Genomic DNA, 19,466 nt, shown 5'->3' on the forward strand with positions numbered 1-19,466 from the left:
GTCTTCCGACTCGAACCCCCGATCGTGAGCGGACGCCTCCATGATCAAGTCTGTCCCACGGCGTAACTGGAGGTACCAATCTCCTTCATCAGTACGCGTAATTCGGCTGGAGGAGTAAGGCAGAAAGTTCGAAAAGCTTCCAGAAACCCCAAGCGATTTGGCCGTATCGAACTGCCATCACGTCGTAAAATGGCAGGCGGCAAGGCTTGATTGACTGATTGTCGCCGCCGGCAAATCTTGACCGGGAGGCGCTATTGCCGGCGTGTCTTGGTCAGCGAATCGTTCGAGGCACTGGAAATGAGCCAATCGCAGATCCCAGCAGCGCCGCCCGGATGGCTGCCGGACGCGTGGCTGCGCAACGCACGGCTGGTGTCGGGCCTTGTGCTGATGGCGTTCGTGACGCTGCATTTCCTGAACCATGCGTTGCTCCTGATCTCGCTTGACGCAGCGGACAAGGGGCGCGCGGTGTTCCTGCTGATCTGGCGCAACCCCGCCGGGACGCTGCTCCTCTACGGCGCGGTCGCCACGCATCTCGTTCTGTCGCTACTTGCGCTCTACGAACGCCGCACGCTGGTCATGCCGGTGCGGGAGTGGGCACAGATACTGCTCGGCCTCGCCATCCCGCTTCTGATTGCCGAGCACGTGGTCGGCACGCGTGCCATGCACGCCCTCTATGAGGCCAACGACAATTACGAGTTTGTGGTGCGCTCGCTATGGATCCTGACACCGCAGGTCGGGGTGCGGCAGGCGATCGCGGTGGTCGTCATCTGGGCACATGGCTGCCTCGGCCTCTACTTCTGGCTGCGCTATCGGCGGTGGTATCCGCGCACCGCCTCGGCCCTGCTGGTCCTGGCGGTGCTGGTTCCGGTGCTGGCGCTGCTCGGTTTCGCTAGCGCGGGAAAGGAGGTCTCGGCGATGGGACCGCCTGAGTCGCAGCCCATCGAGCCAGCCCTTTTCGACCGGGCGATGGCGACCAAGGAGCGCATGGACAGCAGCATCTATGCCAGCTTTGCGGGACTGATCGTCCTGGTGCTGGCGGCGCGCATCGTTCGCGACCGCATCGAGCGGCGCAACCTGATCGAGGTGCGCTATGCCGGCGGGCGCAAGGTGCGCATTCCGCGCGGCTACAGCGTGCTCGACGCCAGCCGGCTGGGCGGCATCGCGCATTATGCCGTGTGCGGCGGGCGCGGACGCTGCTCGACCTGCCGCATCCGCGTGCTCGACGGCCTGGCCGAGCAGCCGGCGCCCGGTCCGATCGAAGCGGCGACCCTGCGCCGCATCGCGGCGGACGGCGATGTGCGGCTCGCCTGCCAACTCAGGCCGCGCCGCGATCTTCGCGTCGCGCCGCTGCTGTCGCCACCGGTCACGGCGGAGAGCCCGCTCGCCGCAACCGCCGGCGATCCAGGCCACGAGAAGGTCGTGGCCGTGATGTTCTGCGACATGCGCGGCTTCACGGCGATGGCCGACCAGCGCCTGCCGTTCGACGTGGTCTTCCTGCTCAACCGCTATTTCGGCGTGATCGGCCGAGCCGTCGAAAGCTCAGGCGGCCGGGTCGACAAGTTCGTCGGCGATGGCGCCATGGCGCTGTTCGGGCTGGAGACGACGCCCGGCGAGGCATGCCGCAACGCACTTTCTGCCGCCAGCGCCATCGTCGAAGGGGTTCGCGCCCTCAGCGACGACCTTGCCGAGGAACTGCGCGCCACCATCAAGGTCGCGATCGGCATCCATGTCGGCCAGGCGATCGTCGGCTCGATGGGCTACGGCGCGGTCATGAACGTGACCGCGATCGGCGACACTATCAACGTCGGCAGCCGGCTGGAGGCCGCGGCGAAGGAATTCGAGGCGGAGATCGTCGTCTCCGAAGCGGCGGTGCGGCTTTCGGGCATGGACCTGCCCGGCGCGGAGGCGCGCGAGATCGACATCCGCGGCCGCGCGCGCCCGCTCGGCGTGCTCGTCGTACCGCGCGGCGCGGCGGTGCCGATCGCCTTGCCGGCAAAATGAGATAAGGCGGGCTCGAAATGCCCGCCTCGCACACTCCCTACGATGCCGGAGGTCAGTCGGCGCGAACCGGGTCGAGCGTCATCTGCTAGAGTTCGTTGTCGTGGGATTCATCAGGCGGATAGTGCCCTTCGCGCCAAAGGGTGCGTCGGATGCGGCTTCGCCAGCGCCAACTCTTCTGGATCGAAGGTCCGACTGCAAGCGTGTCCACGTCGCGCTATTCTAGTTCGCTTGAGATTTCCGCATCCAAGTCCCTTAGGCAAACTGGACGCCGCGGCAGACAATGAGGTTCACGGATATCCCGGCGAACATCCGCAATGGCACGGTAAATATCGTCGGCAGAAGAGCGTCCGAAAAGGGCTGTCGGCGGCTCCGTCGTGGGAACGAAAAAAGAAGAGAAGCAGAACTTTCGTGTGCGATTTTTGCACACGACATCCCGTAACTAGCTGATTTTATTTATGTATCTGCCCCATCCATCATTGCCACGGACAACGGCTCCTACTTGCCGTCATGCCGCTTGCCGACGATAGCAAAAGAGCGCCCCCTCAATAGTGAGTCTTGCGATGTAGCGGTCTCCTGACTCGAACCCACTGATAGACGACCAACCGATCCCTAGATGGATCCTTTAAACGATGAATTGCCGAGATCCCGTGGCTCTCCAACGCGCGCTCAATAGTTCAGGCTGAACGTCGCCGTCTAGGCCGCTCGCCTTTGAGGCAGACTCCCTCTTTCCAAGGCAGCATCGCGCAGAGCGCTGCTCTCCTCCCGCTTGGCTGCGTCGATTGCTTGACGCGTTGCATATGGACCAAGCCATGAGCGAATTGTTGCACTTTTAGTGATCATATTGCCCAAGGCGCTGAACATCGTGTTGCTTATGGCTTGTTGTTGTGTACGGAGGTGGTCTTCAAGGAGCTTATGCCGCGAAATATACCCGGCATTCACGCCGGGGATGGCGTGGTTCATCAGCAGACGTGCGTCGAACTCGGAGACGCCCGCCGGCGTCGCAAGCGTTCTAAACGTCTGGCGCAAGTCATTGCCCCACTTAGCAAGAACGTCCCGATCTTCCTTCTGTTCGGCCAGATGGCCGCTATCACTGTCCGCCGTGAAGAGCCAGCTCTTGGCTTCAGAGGGATAGAAATGGTGGGCAAAGCGGATCGCGCGCACAACGCAGAGGATCATCTGGCGCGACAAGGGAATGTCGAAGGCACGGTCCGCGCCCCCCTTGGGCCGCGGGATGTGCAGTGTGCGGCGGCGCAGATCCAGATGCTGCGGCTGTGCCTCCATCAGCGCCGTTGGACGGCACCCGGAAAGCAGAGAGAACAGGTGGAATTCTCGCCTGATAGGATTCTGCAGCGCGGCGACTTGATGGAACCAATGGGACAGATCGTCGAGCCCCATTGCTGTGTTACGCCGTTTCTCCGAATTCCAATCCACGATGCTTGCCGGGTTATCGGCGGGGAGATAGCGATGGGCCCTGCGCGCATGATTGTAGACTGCGCGCAAGGTCCGCATGCTGCCGTTAGCGATGTAGGGGCCGTGCTCTTTGGTGATCTCGTCATGCCTGGTGATGACTTTGGCCGGGTCCTCGGCGAGATCCTGCAAGGGCGTATCTCGCCAATCCTTGAAGAGTCGCTCAATATGGTCGCGGTAGCCCTCGATCGTACCGTCGCTTCGGCCCTTCCGGATCAGGTGTGCATCGCGATAACGCTCCCATGCTCGGCTCAAGGTGACCCCTTTGGGTGCTGCATCCGCCTGTTGATCCAACTGTACCGTCGGATTGTCCCGAGACACACTCGCACCGCCTAGTTGCTCGGTCGGCAAGTCAGGCTTCGGATCCGGGTGTTCCCCCTTGGAGATCTGCGCGAGGTATGTCTTTGCTGTTGCGCGAGCCTCGCGTGTTGACATCGTCTCCGCGTCGCCGATCCGAACGGAGATCGATGCAACGCGCTTGCCATCCTTCCGCAGGTCTCCTTGAACGGCGAATGTCTTGCTTCGCCTGCCGACGATGACGTGGAACCCTTTAAGCTGGGTGTCGCGGGCGCGATACTGTCCGGAACTAGGCGCCTTAAGGTCGCTGACCGCCCTGTCGTTGATGAGGATACGGATGTCGGCCATAGCGCGGTTCCTGCAAATCTAGTGGATACCGACCTGAAAATTCAGCCGGTTTTTCAGCCGGTTTTAGACTCGCATGGGGTGATGCGCCGTGTCCACGCCAAAATTCGCAGTTATACGCAAATAACTGAAATCAAAGATACATCTATAACTGTGGGGGATAATTGGATATGTTCGGCGGGCAACAAAAGTAAACTACGAATCTGGGGGTCAGGAGTTCGAATCTCTTCGGGCGCGCCATTTCATCCACTGCCACCGCGCGACGCCACAATTTCCCGCCGATAGGCGCCGGAACCACGCCCGAGCCGAGATCGGGAAATGGCGGAAGGCGAAAAGCGCAGCAGCACGCTACTCCGGGAGCCCGGCGGTCCGCAGCGCATCGCCAAGAGTTGCCGCAAGCGCCGGGGCACAATTCACCCCGGCGAACTGGCGGCCATAGCGGAATGCTGGATGCAGTTCGAGCACCCTCGCGGCGGCTGCCTTTGCTTCTTCCAGCCGTCCGAGTTTCACGAGTGCCGCGGCCAATTGCACATAAGTGATGCTGTGCGCGGGATTGGCCTGAACTGACTTGTAGGCCGCACGGCAGGATTCCTCATAGCGGCCGCGCAGCAGATGGCTCATCGCCTGCGCGTCGAACGCGGCGAAGGCCCATGGATCGAACGGGCTGAGCCGCATGCCGCGCTCGCTCCATTCGATGGCCCGTTCGGCGTCGCCGGCCCACCCGAGAATGACGCTGCCAAGGATGTAGGTCAGTGCCGACGATGGACTGATGGCGAGTGCGGCTTCCAGCGCGGTGAAAGCAGCGCCGCGGTCGTGCCCATCCATGCCAATGGAAAACCCCGCCAGCGTCAGCGCCGACGCATCGTCCTGTCCGTGGAGAATCGCGGAACGGGCGTGGCGGATCGAAGCGACACGGTTGGCTTCCTGCAAGCCGGCGCGGAGGAAGAGGCAATGGTGGCACATCGCCGCGCTGCCGTGCGCCAACGCGTAGGCGGGATCGAGTTCGATCGCACGTTCGAGCAACACAAGCGCTCGCGTGATCTGCTCAGGCATGCCGGAATCGACATCGAGCTGGGCCCGGAGCACGAGATCGTAGGCATCGAGACTGTCGGGACGCTTGCGCTTCACCCTGTCGATTTCGGCACGCCGTATGCTTGGTGCAATTGCGCCAACGGCCGACAGCGCGATCTCATCCTGAAGCGCGAAGATATCGTCGGAGCTGCGGTCGTAGCGTTCGGCCCACACATGAGCGCCGGTCGATGCATCGATCATCTGGCCGGTCACACGCACGTTGCAGCCCGCCTTTCGCACGCTGCCTTCGAGCACGTAGCGCACGCCAAGTTCGCGACCGACCTGCTTCACGTCCACGGCACGACCCTTGTAGGCGAAGGTTGAGTTTCGCGCGATGACGAACAGCCACTTAATGCGTGCGAGGCCCGTGATGATGTCGTCGACCATCCCTTCGGCGAAGTAGTTCTGCTCTGGATCGCCGCTCAGGTTCGAGAACGGCAGAACCGCGACGGATGGCTTGTCGGGCAATGTCAGTGCCGACCCGGCAGGGGCAGGATCATTGGCCGCAACGGCCGGTCCGACATAGCGATAGCCGCGCCGCGGCAACGTTTCGATCCAGCTCTCCGCATCCGCCGCCTGCGCCAGCACCCGGCGCAAGGCTGCGATCTGAACCGTCAGATTGTTGTCGGCAACCGCCAATCCGCCCCAGCCGGCCTCGACCAGCGCGTCCTTTGACACCGGTACGCCCGCGTTTTCGAGCAGTTGGCGCAGCAGCGCGACGGCGCGCCGCCCAAGCATGGTCGGCTCGGTCCCTCGGTAGAGAATGCCCGCCGTCGGGTCGAGGCGGAACGGGCCGAACCGGTAGATGTCGCCTCCGATTGTCATTCAACGCTTTTAGCAGATTTTTAGGAACGGATTCACGACTTCCCGGCACGGAGCACCGATCTTACGCACGTGCCTGCAGAAGTCAGCACATGGTCGATGGAGGATCACATGAGCGCCGATGCCGTCATTCGCATGCCCGATGAGAAGAACGGAGTCATGCTGCGTGGTCATCCTATGGTCTTCCTCGTCACCGGCGAACATACCAAGCACACGAGCATGTTCGACTGGACGATCCCGGCGGGGTTCGCCACCGGGCGGCATGTTCACCGGGTGCAGGAGGAGACCTTCTACCTGCTTGAGGGCGAGTGTGAGTGGCATGTCGGCGACAAAACGATCCGCGCAACGCCCGGAACCTACCTGTTCATCCCGCCATGCGTGCCACACAACATCACGAATGTCAGCGAGAAACCGGCCCGCGTGCTGATGACAGTCTCTCCGCCCGGGCATGAGCACTATTTCGAAGAACTCGCGAAACTCGCTGCGCAGGGTGCGCCGGACCCAAAGGCGCTCGCCGATCTGCGAAACCGCTATGACACGGATCAGCTCTCGACTTTGACGACAAGACCGTGAGATCGATCAGGGCCGCAACGTCGCCAGTCGCCGGTTTTCCGTCTTCAACTGAGCGCCCTCAGCCACATCGAGAAGGCCGCGATGGCCGGCATCCGCGGACTGTGGGCCATGGAGACGAGATAAAATCCGTAGCCGGGCAGGGAGAGCGGATGCGCCTTCACCAGCAGTCCGTTTCTCAATTCATTGCTCACGACCACGTCACTGCAGATCGCAACTCCCTGTCCGCCGACAACGGCATCGATCGCATGGAGCTCCTCGCGGAAACTCAGGTCCCAGACCTTTTCGAGGGGGGTGAAATCGGGATCGATCGACCGTGCAACCGCCAGCCATTGCCGCCAGGTCGGCGCTTCCGGATCGCGGTTCATCCAGTCATAGTGGATCAAAGGAAGACGCAGGAGATCCGCAGCCCGCGTGATCGGGCCATGGCGCTCCAGCAGGTGTGGGCTGCAAACGGGAATGTATACGTCCCGAAACACCTCGTGTGCCACAAAATCGAGCGGCGGCTTTCGCGCATAGCGGATTGCGACGTCCGCGGCGCCCGCCCTCAGATCGAGGACGGTGTCCGTGCCGATGATCTCCAAAGGGACGGCGGGGTTTGCTTCACGCCATTTCGGCAGTTGCGGAACCAGCCATTTGCTGGCGAACGCGTTCGGGCTCGTCACGCGCAACGGCGCTTGTACATCCTCTTCGATCAATAGCGCCACCGCCGAGGCCAACGCGTCGAAGCCATTGCGCAAGGCCGGATAGAGACGAGCGCCCGCGCTCGTCAGGAGCAACGGCCGCGGGCGGCGTTGGAACAGCTTGACACCGCAGGCCTCTTCCAACTGTCGGATCTGGTGGCTGATTGCCGTCGGCGTCACGCCGAGCTCCTTCGCGGCGGTCCCGAAGCTGTGATGCCGGGCTGCGGCCTCGAAGGCATGGAGCGCGCGAAGCGGTGGAAGCTTCCTCATTCCATCAGCGTAGATGAGATTTTCTCATCCAGCACCTGAATTCTTCGATTTTGAAATGGTTTGGCACTCCATGAGATGATGGCATGGGCATTTGCGGCGAGGAGCAGATCGGATGGAGCAGCGACAGCCATATGACGGCCTGATAGGCAAATCGCGCCCCGAATCTCGGCCCACCCCACGGCCACGGCTCAAGGGCAATGTGATCCTCGAGGGGAACGCCGGTTACGACGAGGCGCGTAAGGTCTGGAATGGCGCCATCGATAAAAAGCCGGCCATGATTGCCTACTGCGCGGATGCCCAGGATGTGGTTGAGGCTGTGACGTTCGCGAGATCCAGCGCATTCCCGGTAGCCGTCCGCAGCGGAGGCCACAATGTCGCTGGCCTCTCGGTCTGTGACGGCGGCATGGTCATCGACCTGTCGCGGATGAAACGCATCGATGTCGATCCGGTCCGTCGAACCGCGCGCGCGGAGGCCGGCCTCGATCTGGGCGAATTCGATCGTGCCACGCAGGCGCACGGCCTGGCGACCACCATGGGCGTCAACAGCGATACCGGTATCGCCGGGCTCACGCTTGGCGGCGGCTTCGGCAAGCTCGGGCGAAAATACGGGCTGACCTGCGACAATCTGATTGCCGCCGAAGTGGTGACCGCCGAGGGACAGATCCTGAGGGCCAGCGCGACCGAACACCCGGACCTGTTTTGGGGCTTGAGGGGCGGCGGCGGCAATTTTGGCATCGTGACGGCGTTTGAATACCAGTTGCATGCGATCGGCACTTCACTGCTTGTCGCGTCGGCGCTTCATCCTTACGATCAGGCGCGTGGCGCCATGCAGTTCTATGATGAATTCGCCCGAAACGCTGCCGATGAGGTAAACGTCGATGCGGCTCTCGTAACGCTGCCGTCGGGCGACCGGTTCTTCAGCATCGCCGGCAGCTATGTCGGTTCGCAACATGACGGCGAGCTTGCCCTTTCACCGATCGTCAAGTTCGGCTCGCCCGTCGAGACACGCCTGGCAACTGTCCCTTATCTCGAGATTCAGTCGGGCGGCGATGCCCTGTTTCCGCGCGGCCGCCGCTACTATTGGAAGGCGCAATTCCTGCGCCAGATCAGCATAGGCGCGATTGATGCGCTGCTCGACGCCTATGCGCGAGCTCCCAACACCTCGTCTTTGCTGGTTTTCCAGCACGTCGGCGGGGCAATCGCACGGGTTCCGATAGCGAGTTCACCCTACGCCAATCGCGATGCGGCCTTCGACTGCTTTCCGATCGCGATCTGGAACGATCCGGCCGATGACGACGCGAACATGGGTTGGGCGCGCGAGCTGTGGAGCGCCCTCAGGCCCTATTCGACCGGCGGTGTCTATGCCAACAATCTCGGTGACGAGGGCGAGGACCGGGTGCGTGACGCCTATGGTGAAAATTACGCACGCCTTGTCGCGCTCAAGGACAAATACGATCCGACCAATTTCTTCCGTCTCAACCAGAATATCAAGCCGACGGCATAGTCTATGGCATTGGGCGAAATCCAGGTGCGAAGCCGCTGGACGATTCTTGCCGTCCTGTTCGTCGCTCGTGCCGCCATCGCTTTTCAGTTTCAGAGCGTCGCGGCCGTCGCGCCACAGCTCAGCAAGGCTCTCGGCGCGAGCCTGGCCGATATCGGTGTTCTGATCGGACTCTATTTTGCGCCGGGCGCCATGCTGGCCTTGCCTGGCGGCGCGATCGGCCGCCGCTATGGCGACAAGGTGACGGTCCTCGCCGGACTGGTGATGATGCTGGCCGGCGAACTGCTGATGACCGCGTCACCGTCATGGAGCGCGCAGATAGCGGGCCGACTGACAGCGGGCATCGGCGGTGTTCTCCTGAATGTTCTGATGACCAAGATGGTCGCAGACTGGTTTGCCGGTCGGGAAATCGCCACCGCGATGGCCGTTTTCATCAACTCGTGGCCGGCTGGCATCGCAATCTCGCTGATGCTGTTGCCAGCAATCGGAGCGACATTCGGGCTCCATGCCGTCAACCTTGCCGTCGCGGGGTTGATCCTGATCGGTCTCTGCCTCGTGACTTTGGTCTATCGCGCGCCAGATGCGCCCGTCGCGGTCAAAGCAGAGCGCGGCAACCTGACCGCCGGCACGGTCTGCGCGGTGATTGCCGCCGGCTTGATCTGGTGCCTCTACAATATCGGCTTTGCGATGATCTTCAGTTTCGGGCCGTCGATGCTTGTCGAGCGAGGCTGGTCCAGTGCGGCCGCCGGACCAACCATCAGTATCGTGCTCTGGCTCGCCGTGCTTTCGGTTCCGTTCGGCGGCTTCCTCGCCGATCGGACCAAACGCGGAGAGACCATCGTCGTCACAGGCTGCATTGCCTTCGCGCTACTGACACTTCTCCTGTCGCGAAGCGGCGCCGTGCTTCCCATCGTCGTCGCTCTTGGAATCTTCTGCGGCTTGCCGGCTGGTGCGATCATGAGCCTGCCCGCGCGCGTGCTCGAGCAGAAAACGCGGCCGATCGGAATGGGATTATTCTACACGGTCTACTACGCCGGCATGCTGGCCGGACCGGCGATCGGAGGAAAGCTCTCCACATCGGTCGGCTCCACGAGCGCCGCGCTCGACTTCGGCGCCGTCGCGCTCCTGGTTTGCCCGGTCATCCTGTGGCTCTTTCGTCGTATCGTTGCCGGCCGGTATCGGCCGGCCGCTTCACCGACTTGAGCGCGAGGCGGAGGTCACGCAAGGTCTGCGCTCCGGCTATTGTCGGTCGTAAAGTCCACAGGCCGCGATAAGGCGCACCAACTCCGCCTGTCGCCGCGTCTCCGTCTTTTCGGATAGGTGCTGCAGCTGGGTGCGGGCCGTGCCCGGGCTGATTTCAAGCTCATCCGCGACCACCTGAAGCCCTTCGCCGCGTGCGATCACCATGGCCGCGGCGGCTGCGGCCGCGGTCAGCCGACAGAGATTGCTCAACTGGTCCTGCGCGGTCTGCGGCGCGCTGTCCGGATCGGCCACGAACACGATCGCGGCGGGGATCGCAGGCCGGACCATTCACTGTTTGAGGGACCAGAGCGCTTGGAATGCGCTTCCGCAGCGCGTGAACCGCAAGGTCGCGTCATAGCTGGTCCTAACCGTACACGAAAGGCCGCCTAGCTCCCGCGCCTAAGGCACTGCGCCGGACAACATTAGAACGATGCCGACCGCTATCATTAGCAGCCCTGGCCAGTTGCGCGAGAAGCCGAGAAACCCGAGCCCACGCCGGCGCGGCTCAAGAGTTGGGCCAGGCGTTGCCAGCCTTGAGGCCGACCGGTCGGCTGGAGTGCCGTGCGGTGCCAAATTGCTGAGCCGACCGTATGAGAGTGCCGCGCCTGCCATGTAGACAATGCCAACGATGATGAGTAACGCACCGATGAGGATGACAGTCAATTTTCGTCCTCCTCTCTTTAGCTTTCCAAGCCTGGCCCCGCAAATGAATGAAACGATCGTGACGGCTGACAGTTCCGGCAGGAGTGCCCAATCGGCTTGGACGTGTCGGGCCCGATGAAGGTGAGCGACCGTACGAGGCCGGCGCTTTCGCCACCTACGCAGGACCGGAGGTCAGTGCCGCGGGGAAACTCAGCGTTCTGGCTCCAATCGGCCAAACAACTGCTCGGCGACCAGCATAAGGGCCTTGCCCACCATCGCGATGCCGGAAATTTGGCTGACGATTTGGGCGGCTCGCGGTCGCGTTCGCAGCAAAGATTGTGACGAACTGAGACGGTTCAGAGCGGCCTCTTGGGACCCATAGACCTGCCAGTGACCATTGATTGACCATGGCCTCCGCGACAGTCCTGAAGCGAAGTCCTTTTGGAATATCTTAGCCAATCGAGCCTAAACCGACGTCTGATTACGGCCCCTCAATAACCGCTGAGGACGAGGCCGCAACCGGGTGGTGAGCAGATTCTGTCGCGCGGCACGGTGTCTGCGCGGCTACGGTCGAGACCCGTAATGGCCGATTCTCGCGACATGCGCTCTCCGTCGCTAGTGGGAGACTACAGCGCCCTTGTCGGTCCAGGTGGGCGGCAAGCCAAATCGGGCGGCGACGAGCCCCGAAATGCCGGGAGCCTTCCCGAACGCCTTGCAGGCGTCGTATTTCGGATTGCCGCCCAGCGAAGCGCGCAGTCTTTGCATGGATGGTATCGCCGGCATTCCCTTGAATGGGTCCTTGCCCGTGACCACCATGCGGGCGAAGTCCGCGGCGAAGGCCGAAGAGAGGGCGTACGCATCCCCGACAGCGGACACCCGAGGCTTTGTCGTGATCATGTTGGCACCGCGCGACCAGAGCATGGCTGCCCTTTGCGAGCCTTCCTTGTCGATCGCCTCGGCCTCGATCGCCAGGCCGCCGAGGCCGATCGGAAGGCGCGGGATTGGAACCCCGAGCCCCGCCGCCGCGCCGCCGAGCGACGCAACGACGGAACCCGCCGCTGCCGTACGGTTCGTCGCAACGATGTTGGTGACCGTCGCTTGGACGGTGAGGTCCGCCGGCTGGCTCGCGGCCACGACCCTGAAGCGGTCGGCAAGGTCGGTGCAGAGTGCCCGGTCGATCGCGTTGGTCACCAGCGCCAGGTCGTTGGTATCAAAGCCACGGCTGCCGACCTGCGTAGAGGTCGGTACAATGCGCACAGTCTGCGCCGCGAGCAACGGTGCCGAATCCACGCGCAATTTTGCATGCGTGAGGGTGCCGCCCGATGGGCGCATTCCGGCGGAGGAATCGAGGGACGTGCCCTCCGGCAAGGGCACATTTGTGCAGGCGGACAACCATGAGAACAGGGCCACGCTGAGCGCTGCCCGCGGCCGCATTTCAAGTCGCCGAAGCTTAACGATCATTGTCAAAATCGCCTGAACCGGGGATCATGGGTTCAGGCTTTACCGGCCCCAGCGTTAATGGCGGTAAAGGCAGTGTAAAGTTCGGTAAAACTTGCCATCAGCCTCGATCTTTAGCCGGCGCATACGTCGCCGGCTGCCCGGCAAGCGCCAGCGTGATCGCGCGGCCCTGCAACCGCACGCACGCTCGAAACCGTCTCAACGGGCTGGCAGCAGCTATCAAAAAAGGGGCAACATAGGCTTGAGGAGCCCTGCAAATCGCAACGTCTCGATGAGTTCGGACGCGGGGATTGCCAGGAGAAAGCAAGAACTGTCGATTGCAGTACGCTTCAGCGCAGCTGGGTTGAACGTCATGGACAACTGATCTGCGGCGCCGCCGGCGCTTCGTCCGAGGCGGGGGAAGAAGGCGGGAACCTCGCGGCAATATTCCCGGTAAGCATCGCCGAAAAGCCCGTCCAGGGCGATCGATTCGCGGGCGCAGACATAAGCGAAGACCAGATACCCGAACAAAAAATAGAAGGCCGCAATAGCGATCGACCCAAAAGTCAGGCCGATGCCGGCAAGCCCCAGGGAAGAAAAGAAGTACAGCGGGTTGCGGGTGTATCGATAAGGGCCGTTCGTAATGAGGTCTCGATTCTTGTGTCCGCCTATATACAGCGATGCCCAGCACCGGCCGGCGATACATAGGAGGATAAAGGCGCAACCCATGAATTCCATGCCTTGGCGGGGAAGAGTCTCCGGCGGCCAAGCGCTCTGCGACAACAGGATTGGCATCAAAAGCAAGGGGACGGCCAGCCAGAGGAACCGCATCCTCTTGCCCTGCTGGAACACCGCATCGGTCGCCGACATCAGTCCATTCTCTCGCATTTGAAGAACCGGGATCACGGTCCAGCTTTAGCGATGCCGGCGTTAATGGCCGTAAAGGCAGTGTAAAGTTGGGTAAAACTTGCGATCAGCCTCGATCGTTCGCCGGACTGCTCATCGCCGGCCGCCGGGGAATCTCCAGCATGATGGCCAGGCCGCCGACATCCGGTAGCGACGCGTATACCCGCCCGCCATGGCACTCGATCGCCTGCCTGGCGATCGCAAGGCCAAGCCCGTAGCCGCCTCCCGGTGCCGCGTCGTTCCCGCGGGAGAATGGCTGGAAGATCCGTTCGAGTTCGCCTCGCCCGACGCCCAGCCCCTGATCCGCGACGCGCACCTTGAGGAGGTCGCCTGTCGTCTGGCATTGCACGGTGACTTGCGAATGTTCGGCGGTGTATTTGACGGCGTTGCGAATGACGTTTTCCAGCGCCCGGTAGATCAGCTCGCCTTCGACCTCGGCAAGGAAGCTGTCGTCAACATTGGCGGTGATCGAAACCTCGCGTGCCTGGGCTTCGAACGCTGCGTCGCCCAGGATTTCGTTCAGGAGATCGATCACGTCCAGCGTCTGTGTCTTCAGCGGGAGCCGGGAACCGGCTGTCAGCCTGGCGAGAGTGAGCACTTCGCCAACCAGCGCATCGAGCCGTTCGACCTCCCGGTCCATGCGGTCCAGCATGGCATCGAGTTTGCCCGGACTCTGCCGAAGGACACCCCCAACGGCCTGCAAACGTGACAGCGGGGAGCGCAGTTCGTGGGATACGTCGTGGAAAAGTCTCTGCTGTGCATCCTGCAGCTCCTGCAGCCGCGCGGCGCTGGAATCGAAGTCATGCGCGAGTGCGGAGACCTCATCCTTGCGACCTGCCATCTTGTGCCCGATGCGGACGTCGAAACGGCCATGGGCAAGCGCGCTCAGGCCGTCGCGAAGGTGGACGACAGGACGAATGAGATATCGGGCGAGCGCGGCCGCCGATATCGCGCTCGAAATCAGAATACCGAACCCCGGTACGAACGGACCAAGCTTGTCGAGAATGGCATTGCCTTGCCGAGGCACGGAGATCCGGTAGCAACTCCCGTCCTTCAGGACGGTTCTTGTCTCCGCCGTGCTCCTGTCGGCACATGCGCCGGTCTCCGCGATCCGCGAGATCGTGAGGCCGACCGGTACCGTGTCCTCGCTCGCATGGGCAAGGCGCCGGGCGGCTTCTTCACCGTCCTTGACGAGCAGGTTCTCGGTCAGGTCGAGGACGACTTCGCGCTTCTGGCGTTCCAGTTTCGAAGCGGAAGGAAGCGTCTCGAAGAAGTTGAGCGTCGCGATTATGATCGCGACGGACCCGGCAAGCGTCAGCCAGGTTATCACGAAGAACTTCTTGAACAGTCGGGGCATGTCAGTCCAAAAGAAGTTGATAGCCTTGGCCGCGGACAGACTTTATCCGCGACTGTCCATCTTCCCCGAGGCCGAGCTTCTGACGCACGCTGCTGATATGGACGTCGATGCGGCGATCGAACGGGGTCAGCGGCTTTCCAAAAGCCCGTTTCGAGATGTCTTGCTTCGATATCAACTGGCCGGCATTGCGGGCGAGAACTTCGAGCAGGCTGAACTCCGTGCCGGTAAGCTCCAGCGGCCGTCCGTTCCATTCGGCGGTTCTGTTGCCTGGATGAACCACCAGTTGTCCGGCCCTCAGCGTTTCGGCGGCCGCGCCGGCGGCAGGCTGGTTCGCACGACGAAGGATGGCGCGCACCCTGGCCGCGAGTTCTCCAGGCGAACAGGGTTTCGTCACATAATCGTCGGCACCGAGGTTCAGGCCGGATATCCGGTCGATGTCATCGCCTCTCGCCGTCAGCATCAGCACGGGAACCTGGCTCAGCTTCCTGATCCTTTGCAGGACCTCGATCCCGTTCATTCGGGGCATCATGATATCGAGCACGATCAGGTCCGCCGCGTTGCGCGCGGCGGCGGCAATCGCCGTGCCGCCGTCCGTGCCTGTCGCGACGTCATACCCTTCTTCGACCAGGTATTCCTGCAGCAGCGTCGTCAACTCGACATCGTCGTCGATGAGGAGGACCTTGTTCATTGCACTCCGTCCGTCATTCACGCCGGTCACCCATAAGGCACAAACGCGCGCGGGCGGCGGGATTTTACCCAGCTTAACACAACTTGACCGCGCTCAAGGTTCACCCGGCCACGCATGGACCGGCGACACCGGGCGCGTCCGACTACCGCCGAGATCCGTCGGCTTTCAATTTGGCTTCGCCGGTCCGCCTCGCTTTCATAGCGGCGATGAGATCGGCGCGCATCGCCGATTACCGGCTCATGCCGGCGAAACTCAGACCCGCTGGCACCTACTATATCCGCCTGAACATGTAGGTCGTCGCGTGCAGCGCCTTGCCGTCCGGGTCCCAGGCGAAGTCAGGGATCACACCAGCCACCTCGAAGCCAACGGAAGCGTATAGCGGCTCCGCGGCGTCCCCGGTTCGCGTGTCGAGAGTTACGAGGGTTTTGCCCAGTTCACGCGCGCGATTCAGCGCTTCATTCATCAGGGCTCGCCCGATGCCGAGCCTGCGTGCTTGCGGATGGACGATCATCTTTGCGATCTCGCAGCGATGCGGCTGGTTGGGCGGCATGGCGGTGAGAAGCTGGACGGTTCCGACGATCTCGTCGCCCCGCTCCGCGCCGAAAAGCACTCTGCGTCCCGCGGCGACCTCACGCTGAACATCGCCCGACCAGAACCGGGCCGCGTCCTCGTAGGGCATGGGCGCCATGAAGCTGATCGCAGCGCCATCGGCTACGCTGTCTGCGAGAACCCTGGAAAGCTCCCCCAGCCTTTTCTCGATGGCGAGACCGTCGAGTTCAATGATCTGCGTTTCCATGTATGGCGGTTCCTTAAGCCATGGCGATAATGTAGCGGGCCGATTGTTCGCCGGTCTCAAAGGAAGAGGCGCCGCGCAGCCGATAGCGCAGGCAGTCACCGGGACGCAGGTCGTGCCGAACGCCATCGGCGATCAAAACAAGCGCACCCGCCAAAAGCACCAAGTGGTGTTCGTGCCCCGGAAGAGCGGGCCGCTCGTAGACGATGCGCTGGTTGGGCGCGATCTCGCACTCGATCATTTCCAGCTTCAGTCGCCCGCTGGGCGGCGAAAGAGCACGGCGGGTGAAGCCCTTCTCCTGGTCCGACCATATGCTTTGGTCAGCGCGGCGGACAAGCGGGGGAAAGTCCGGCTCGAGCGGCGCCAGAAGCTGGGAAAGCGGCAACGCGAAAGCCGATGCCAGACGACCAAGCGTTTCCGCTGTTGGGCTGACTTCGCCATTCTCGATCCGGGACAGCGTCGCCCGACTGACCCCGCTGTTTGCCGCGAGCTCCTGAAGGGTAAGTCCACGATCTGCTCGAAGCAGGCGAAGATGGTCGGCCAAGGCTTTGAAGTGGGGTGAGGCTGTGTCCATATGTGGGAAAATATCCCAAATAAGGGAAATTGCAAGCGCGAGCCTGTCAGCTTGGCCAAGTCATCCTCTTCATCTGATGGACACCCACGCGGAAAAACGGGAGCGTTTCCAGGCTAGGCGATCTCTTCAGGGAGAAAGCCACCTGTCTGGCGCTTCCACAGCCGTGCAAACAGGCCGTCCTGCTTGACCAGTTCGTCCGGCTTTCCTTCTTCGACGATCCGGCCCTGCTCGAGCACGACTATCCGGTCCATCATGGCAATCGTCGAGAGGCGATGTGCGATTGCGATCACCGTCTTTCCCTCCATCACGAGGTTAAGCCTCTCCTGGATGGCAGCCTCGGACTCGCTGTCGAGGGCGGAGGTTGCCTCGTCGAGCACCAGGATCGGCGCGTTCTTCAACAACACGCGGGCGATGGCGACCCGCTGGCGCTGGCCGCCTGACAGCTTGATGCCGCGGTCGCCGACGAAGGCTTCATAGCCCTTGCGGCCTTCGGCGTCCGAAAGATCGGCGATGAAGGCATCGGCGGCGGCCATCTTGGCCACCTCTTGGATCTCCTGTTCGCTCGCCTCCGGCCGGCCATAGCGGATATTGTCGCCGACAGAACGATGCAGCAGCGCGACATCCTGCGCGATAACACCGATGGCGCGCCGAAGGCTTGCCTGGCTGACGGCGCGGATATCCTGTCCATCGATCAGGATTGCGCCCTCCCTGACATCGTAGAAGCGCATCAGCAGGTTCGCGAGCGTGGTCTTGCCAGCGCCCGAGAGGCCGACGAGGCCGACCTTCTCGCCCGGGCGGATCCTCAGCGACAGATCCTCGATGACCGGCTTTCCGGCCTTGTAGGCGAAGCGCACGTTTTCGAAACGGATCTCGCCGGTCTCGACCTTGAGATGGGCCGCATCCGGCCAGTCGGTGATGGTGGGCGGGGTCGTCATGACCGGCATGGCGTCCTTGATCGTGCCGATCGCCTGGAAGATCTGCTGGCCCATCTGCAGGAATGTGAAGATCTGTGTCGACAGGCGCTGGAGGATGTAGACGGCGCCGACAAACTGGCCGATGGAGAGAAACCCATTGACGAGACCGGAAAATCCGATCGAAAGCGTGGTCAGCCACAGCGTCATGTTGAGGACGACGACAGTCAGTTCCGAGGTACGGTAGATGCGTTGTTCGCTGTGTTGGGTGTGCACGGCCTGCTGGATGATGCGACGGATAGCGCCCGCCTCGCTGTCCTCGGCGGCGAACTGCTTGATCATCTGCATGTTGGTGTAGAGATCGGTGATGGCGCCCGCCACCATGCTGCGCTGCCTGGCGGTGCGGCGCGAGCGCTCGGCAAAGGTGGGAACGACCCTGACGGTGAATGCCACGTTCAGCGCGATCCAGACGACCACCGGCAAGGCAAGCTGCCAGGACAGCGCGCTGAGCAGGACCACCGAACCAACCAACTGCAGCAGGAAGCGTGGAATGGACTGGAACGCGGCAATGATCTGCTGCTGGACGGCAGATGCCACCTGCTGCAGGCGCGAGGCGACCTGACCGGCATAAAGGTCATGGAAGAAGGCGAGATCCTGCCGTTCCACCGCCTTGTGACCCTGCCACTGGATGGCGGCCGGCATGCCGACGCCGAGCGTGTGCGAAGTCAGCGTGTTGAGCAGGAAAGAGACCACCGGCATGGCCGGAAAGATCAGCAGGCCGAGGAACGTCAGAAGCGGCCATTCGCTATGCAGGAAGGCTGAAGCGCCCTGTTGCGTGACGCCATCGACGATGACCGAAAGCCCCCAGACGATCGTCAGATTGATGGCTTCCATCGCCATGGAGGAAAGCGCCAGGGCAATCAGCACGCCGCGAAACATCGAAATGAAGTGCAGGAGGACGGCCACAGGCCCCTTGGCGGGCAGCGGCCGGTAGGGAATATCCAGCGGCTGGATCAAGTTTTCGAACGGGCGGTAGATCGTATCGGAAATCGACATGGTGCGCTTGAGCTCTGGATGGAACCGAGGGCGAGGACTCAACTGCCGCAATAGGATCACCTGCCGGCCGCAACCACAATTAGAACATCTCCGGCAAATGTCATGAAGGGGTAGCTGCTTTCCAACAGCGAGCGGTCCGGCTTGCGGCAGCGCCGCGCCGCCATGCGCGATGTCGTCCGGGCTCGCCGCCAAAGCGAACCCGTCCCCCGTCGCCTTGGCCCAACACAAGACTGGACTTCAGCGGCGCGAGATTATGCGGGAACGTAGGTCAACCTGATCACATCCTCGCCGATCCGATCATGGGTCATGAGGCGCAGTGGTGGCCGGGGTCCGGCGAAATAGGGCTTGCCGTGCCCCAGCACGACGGGGTGCAGGTAGATCCGATACTCATCGATCAGGCCAAGTTCGGTGAGGCTTTGCGCCAGGTTCGGGCCGGCAACTTCAATCTCCCCGTCGCGCTCCCCCTTCAACTCCCGGATCGCGCCCTCCAGATCATCCCCGACAAGCCTGGCGTTGGGGCCAACCGACTTCAACGAGCGCGAGACGACCCATTTCGGCTGTCTCCGCCAGGCCGCCGCGAAGGCGCGTTCGTCCGCATTCCATTCAGGATGATCGTCGTCCCAGTAGCGCATGATTTCATACATCTGGCGGCCATAGACACTGCCCGCCTGCGCCTGAGCTTCCTCGATGAAGTGGCGGAAGAGCGTGGGGCCTGGCGCAAATGCCATATGGTCGACATAGCCGTCCAGGGACTGGTTCATTCCGAACACGAGCTTGGCCATACCCCATCCTTTCTCACCGGCACGTCCGTTCGGTTCCGATTGTATTATGCA

At 62.4% G+C, this 19,466-nt stretch carries 17 protein-coding genes; 4 read left to right on the forward strand and 13 right to left on the reverse strand.

All coding sequences use genetic code 11. The annotated features are described in order from the left end of the window. Positions 1-297 precede the first annotated feature (297 nt). Entirely contained in the window at positions 298-2,001 is a 1,704-nt protein-coding gene (locus CK228_RS16465; protein WP_095788676.1) for an adenylate/guanylate cyclase domain-containing protein, read from the forward strand. A 693-nt stretch (positions 2,002-2,694) separates the two neighbouring features. On the opposite strand, the gene CK228_RS16470 is transcribed toward CK228_RS16465, so the two are convergent. Both CK228_RS16470 and CK228_RS16475 read right to left on the reverse strand, forming a co-directional pair. After that, positions 2,695-4,113 (reverse strand): integrase arm-type DNA-binding domain-containing protein, encoded by a 1,419-nt coding sequence (locus CK228_RS16470; RefSeq protein ID WP_095788523.1) that lies wholly within the window; start codon positions 4,111-4,113, stop codon positions 2,695-2,697. A gap of 345 nt (positions 4,114-4,458) precedes the next feature. Continuing rightward, positions 4,459-6,006 (reverse strand): winged helix-turn-helix domain-containing tetratricopeptide repeat protein, encoded by a 1,548-nt coding sequence (locus CK228_RS16475; RefSeq protein WP_095788524.1) that lies wholly within the window; start codon positions 6,004-6,006, stop codon positions 4,459-4,461. 108 nt (positions 6,007-6,114) lie between these two features. On the opposite strand from CK228_RS16475, the gene CK228_RS16480 reads away from it, so the two are divergent. After that, positions 6,115-6,576: a cupin domain-containing protein gene (locus CK228_RS16480; RefSeq protein ID WP_095788677.1), complete on the forward strand. Its 462-nt coding sequence runs from the start codon at positions 6,115-6,117 to the stop codon at positions 6,574-6,576. A 44-nt stretch (positions 6,577-6,620) separates the two neighbouring features. On the opposite strand, the gene CK228_RS16485 is transcribed toward CK228_RS16480, so the two are convergent. Beyond that, on the reverse strand, positions 6,621-7,526 hold the full coding sequence (locus CK228_RS16485) for a LysR substrate-binding domain-containing protein (RefSeq protein WP_095773279.1): 906 nt from the start codon (positions 7,524-7,526) through the stop codon (positions 6,621-6,623). A 112-nt stretch (positions 7,527-7,638) separates the two neighbouring features. On the opposite strand from CK228_RS16485, the gene CK228_RS16490 reads away from it, so the two are divergent. Together CK228_RS16490 and CK228_RS16495 are read left to right on the forward strand one after the other, a co-directional pair. After that, entirely contained in the window at positions 7,639-9,030 is a 1,392-nt protein-coding gene (locus CK228_RS16490; protein ID WP_095788525.1) for an FAD-binding oxidoreductase, read from the forward strand. A 3-nt stretch (positions 9,031-9,033) separates the two neighbouring features. Further along, positions 9,034-10,230 carry an MFS transporter gene (locus tag CK228_RS16495; protein ID WP_245438050.1) on the forward strand — a complete coding sequence of 399 codons (1,197 nt, stop codon included), beginning with the start codon at positions 9,034-9,036 and terminating at the stop codon, positions 10,228-10,230. A 36-nt stretch (positions 10,231-10,266) separates the two neighbouring features. Here CK228_RS16495 and CK228_RS16500 read toward each other — a convergent pair whose 3' ends face one another. From CK228_RS16500 to CK228_RS16555, 10 genes are all read right to left on the reverse strand, one after another. After that, complete coding sequence (locus CK228_RS16500) at positions 10,267-10,557, reverse strand: helix-turn-helix transcriptional regulator (RefSeq protein WP_095773281.1); 291 nt, start codon at positions 10,555-10,557, stop codon at positions 10,267-10,269. A 111-nt stretch (positions 10,558-10,668) separates the two neighbouring features. Then, entirely contained in the window at positions 10,669-10,932 is a 264-nt protein-coding gene (locus tag CK228_RS35785; RefSeq protein ID WP_095788526.1) for a hypothetical protein, read from the reverse strand. 594 nt (positions 10,933-11,526) lie between these two features. After that, entirely contained in the window at positions 11,527-12,372 is an 846-nt protein-coding gene (locus CK228_RS16515) for a DUF3313 domain-containing protein (protein WP_095788527.1), read from the reverse strand. Between the two features lie 216 nt (positions 12,373-12,588). Next, entirely contained in the window at positions 12,589-13,218 is a 630-nt protein-coding gene (locus tag CK228_RS16520) for an isoprenylcysteine carboxylmethyltransferase family protein (RefSeq protein WP_179295944.1), read from the reverse strand. A gap of 103 nt (positions 13,219-13,321) precedes the next feature. Further along, positions 13,322-14,611, reverse strand: a complete 1,290-nt coding sequence (locus CK228_RS16525; RefSeq protein ID WP_095788529.1) for a HAMP domain-containing sensor histidine kinase — start codon at positions 14,609-14,611, stop codon at positions 13,322-13,324. Between the two features lies 1 nt (position 14,612). Further along, a complete protein-coding gene (locus CK228_RS16530) occupies positions 14,613-15,299 on the reverse strand; it encodes a response regulator transcription factor (protein WP_095773287.1) in 687 nt (228 codons plus the stop codon). A gap of 271 nt (positions 15,300-15,570) precedes the next feature. Then, a complete protein-coding gene (locus CK228_RS16540) occupies positions 15,571-16,095 on the reverse strand; it encodes a GNAT family N-acetyltransferase (protein ID WP_095788531.1) in 525 nt (174 codons plus the stop codon). Positions 16,096-16,108: 13 nt separating this feature from the next. Beyond that, complete coding sequence (locus tag CK228_RS16545; RefSeq protein ID WP_095788532.1) at positions 16,109-16,666, reverse strand: XRE family transcriptional regulator; 558 nt, start codon at positions 16,664-16,666, stop codon at positions 16,109-16,111. Positions 16,667-16,779: 113 nt separating this feature from the next. Further along, positions 16,780-18,633 (reverse strand): ABC transporter ATP-binding protein, encoded by a 1,854-nt coding sequence (locus tag CK228_RS16550; protein ID WP_095788533.1) that lies wholly within the window; start codon positions 18,631-18,633, stop codon positions 16,780-16,782. 251 nt (positions 18,634-18,884) lie between these two features. Further along, complete coding sequence (locus CK228_RS16555; protein WP_095788534.1) at positions 18,885-19,415, reverse strand: dihydrofolate reductase family protein; 531 nt, start codon at positions 19,413-19,415, stop codon at positions 18,885-18,887. Positions 19,416-19,466 lie beyond the last annotated feature (51 nt).

Origin of the sequence: Mesorhizobium sp. WSM4312 (assembly GCF_002294875.1) — a bacterium.
GTDB lineage: Bacteria > Pseudomonadota > Alphaproteobacteria > Rhizobiales > Rhizobiaceae > Mesorhizobium.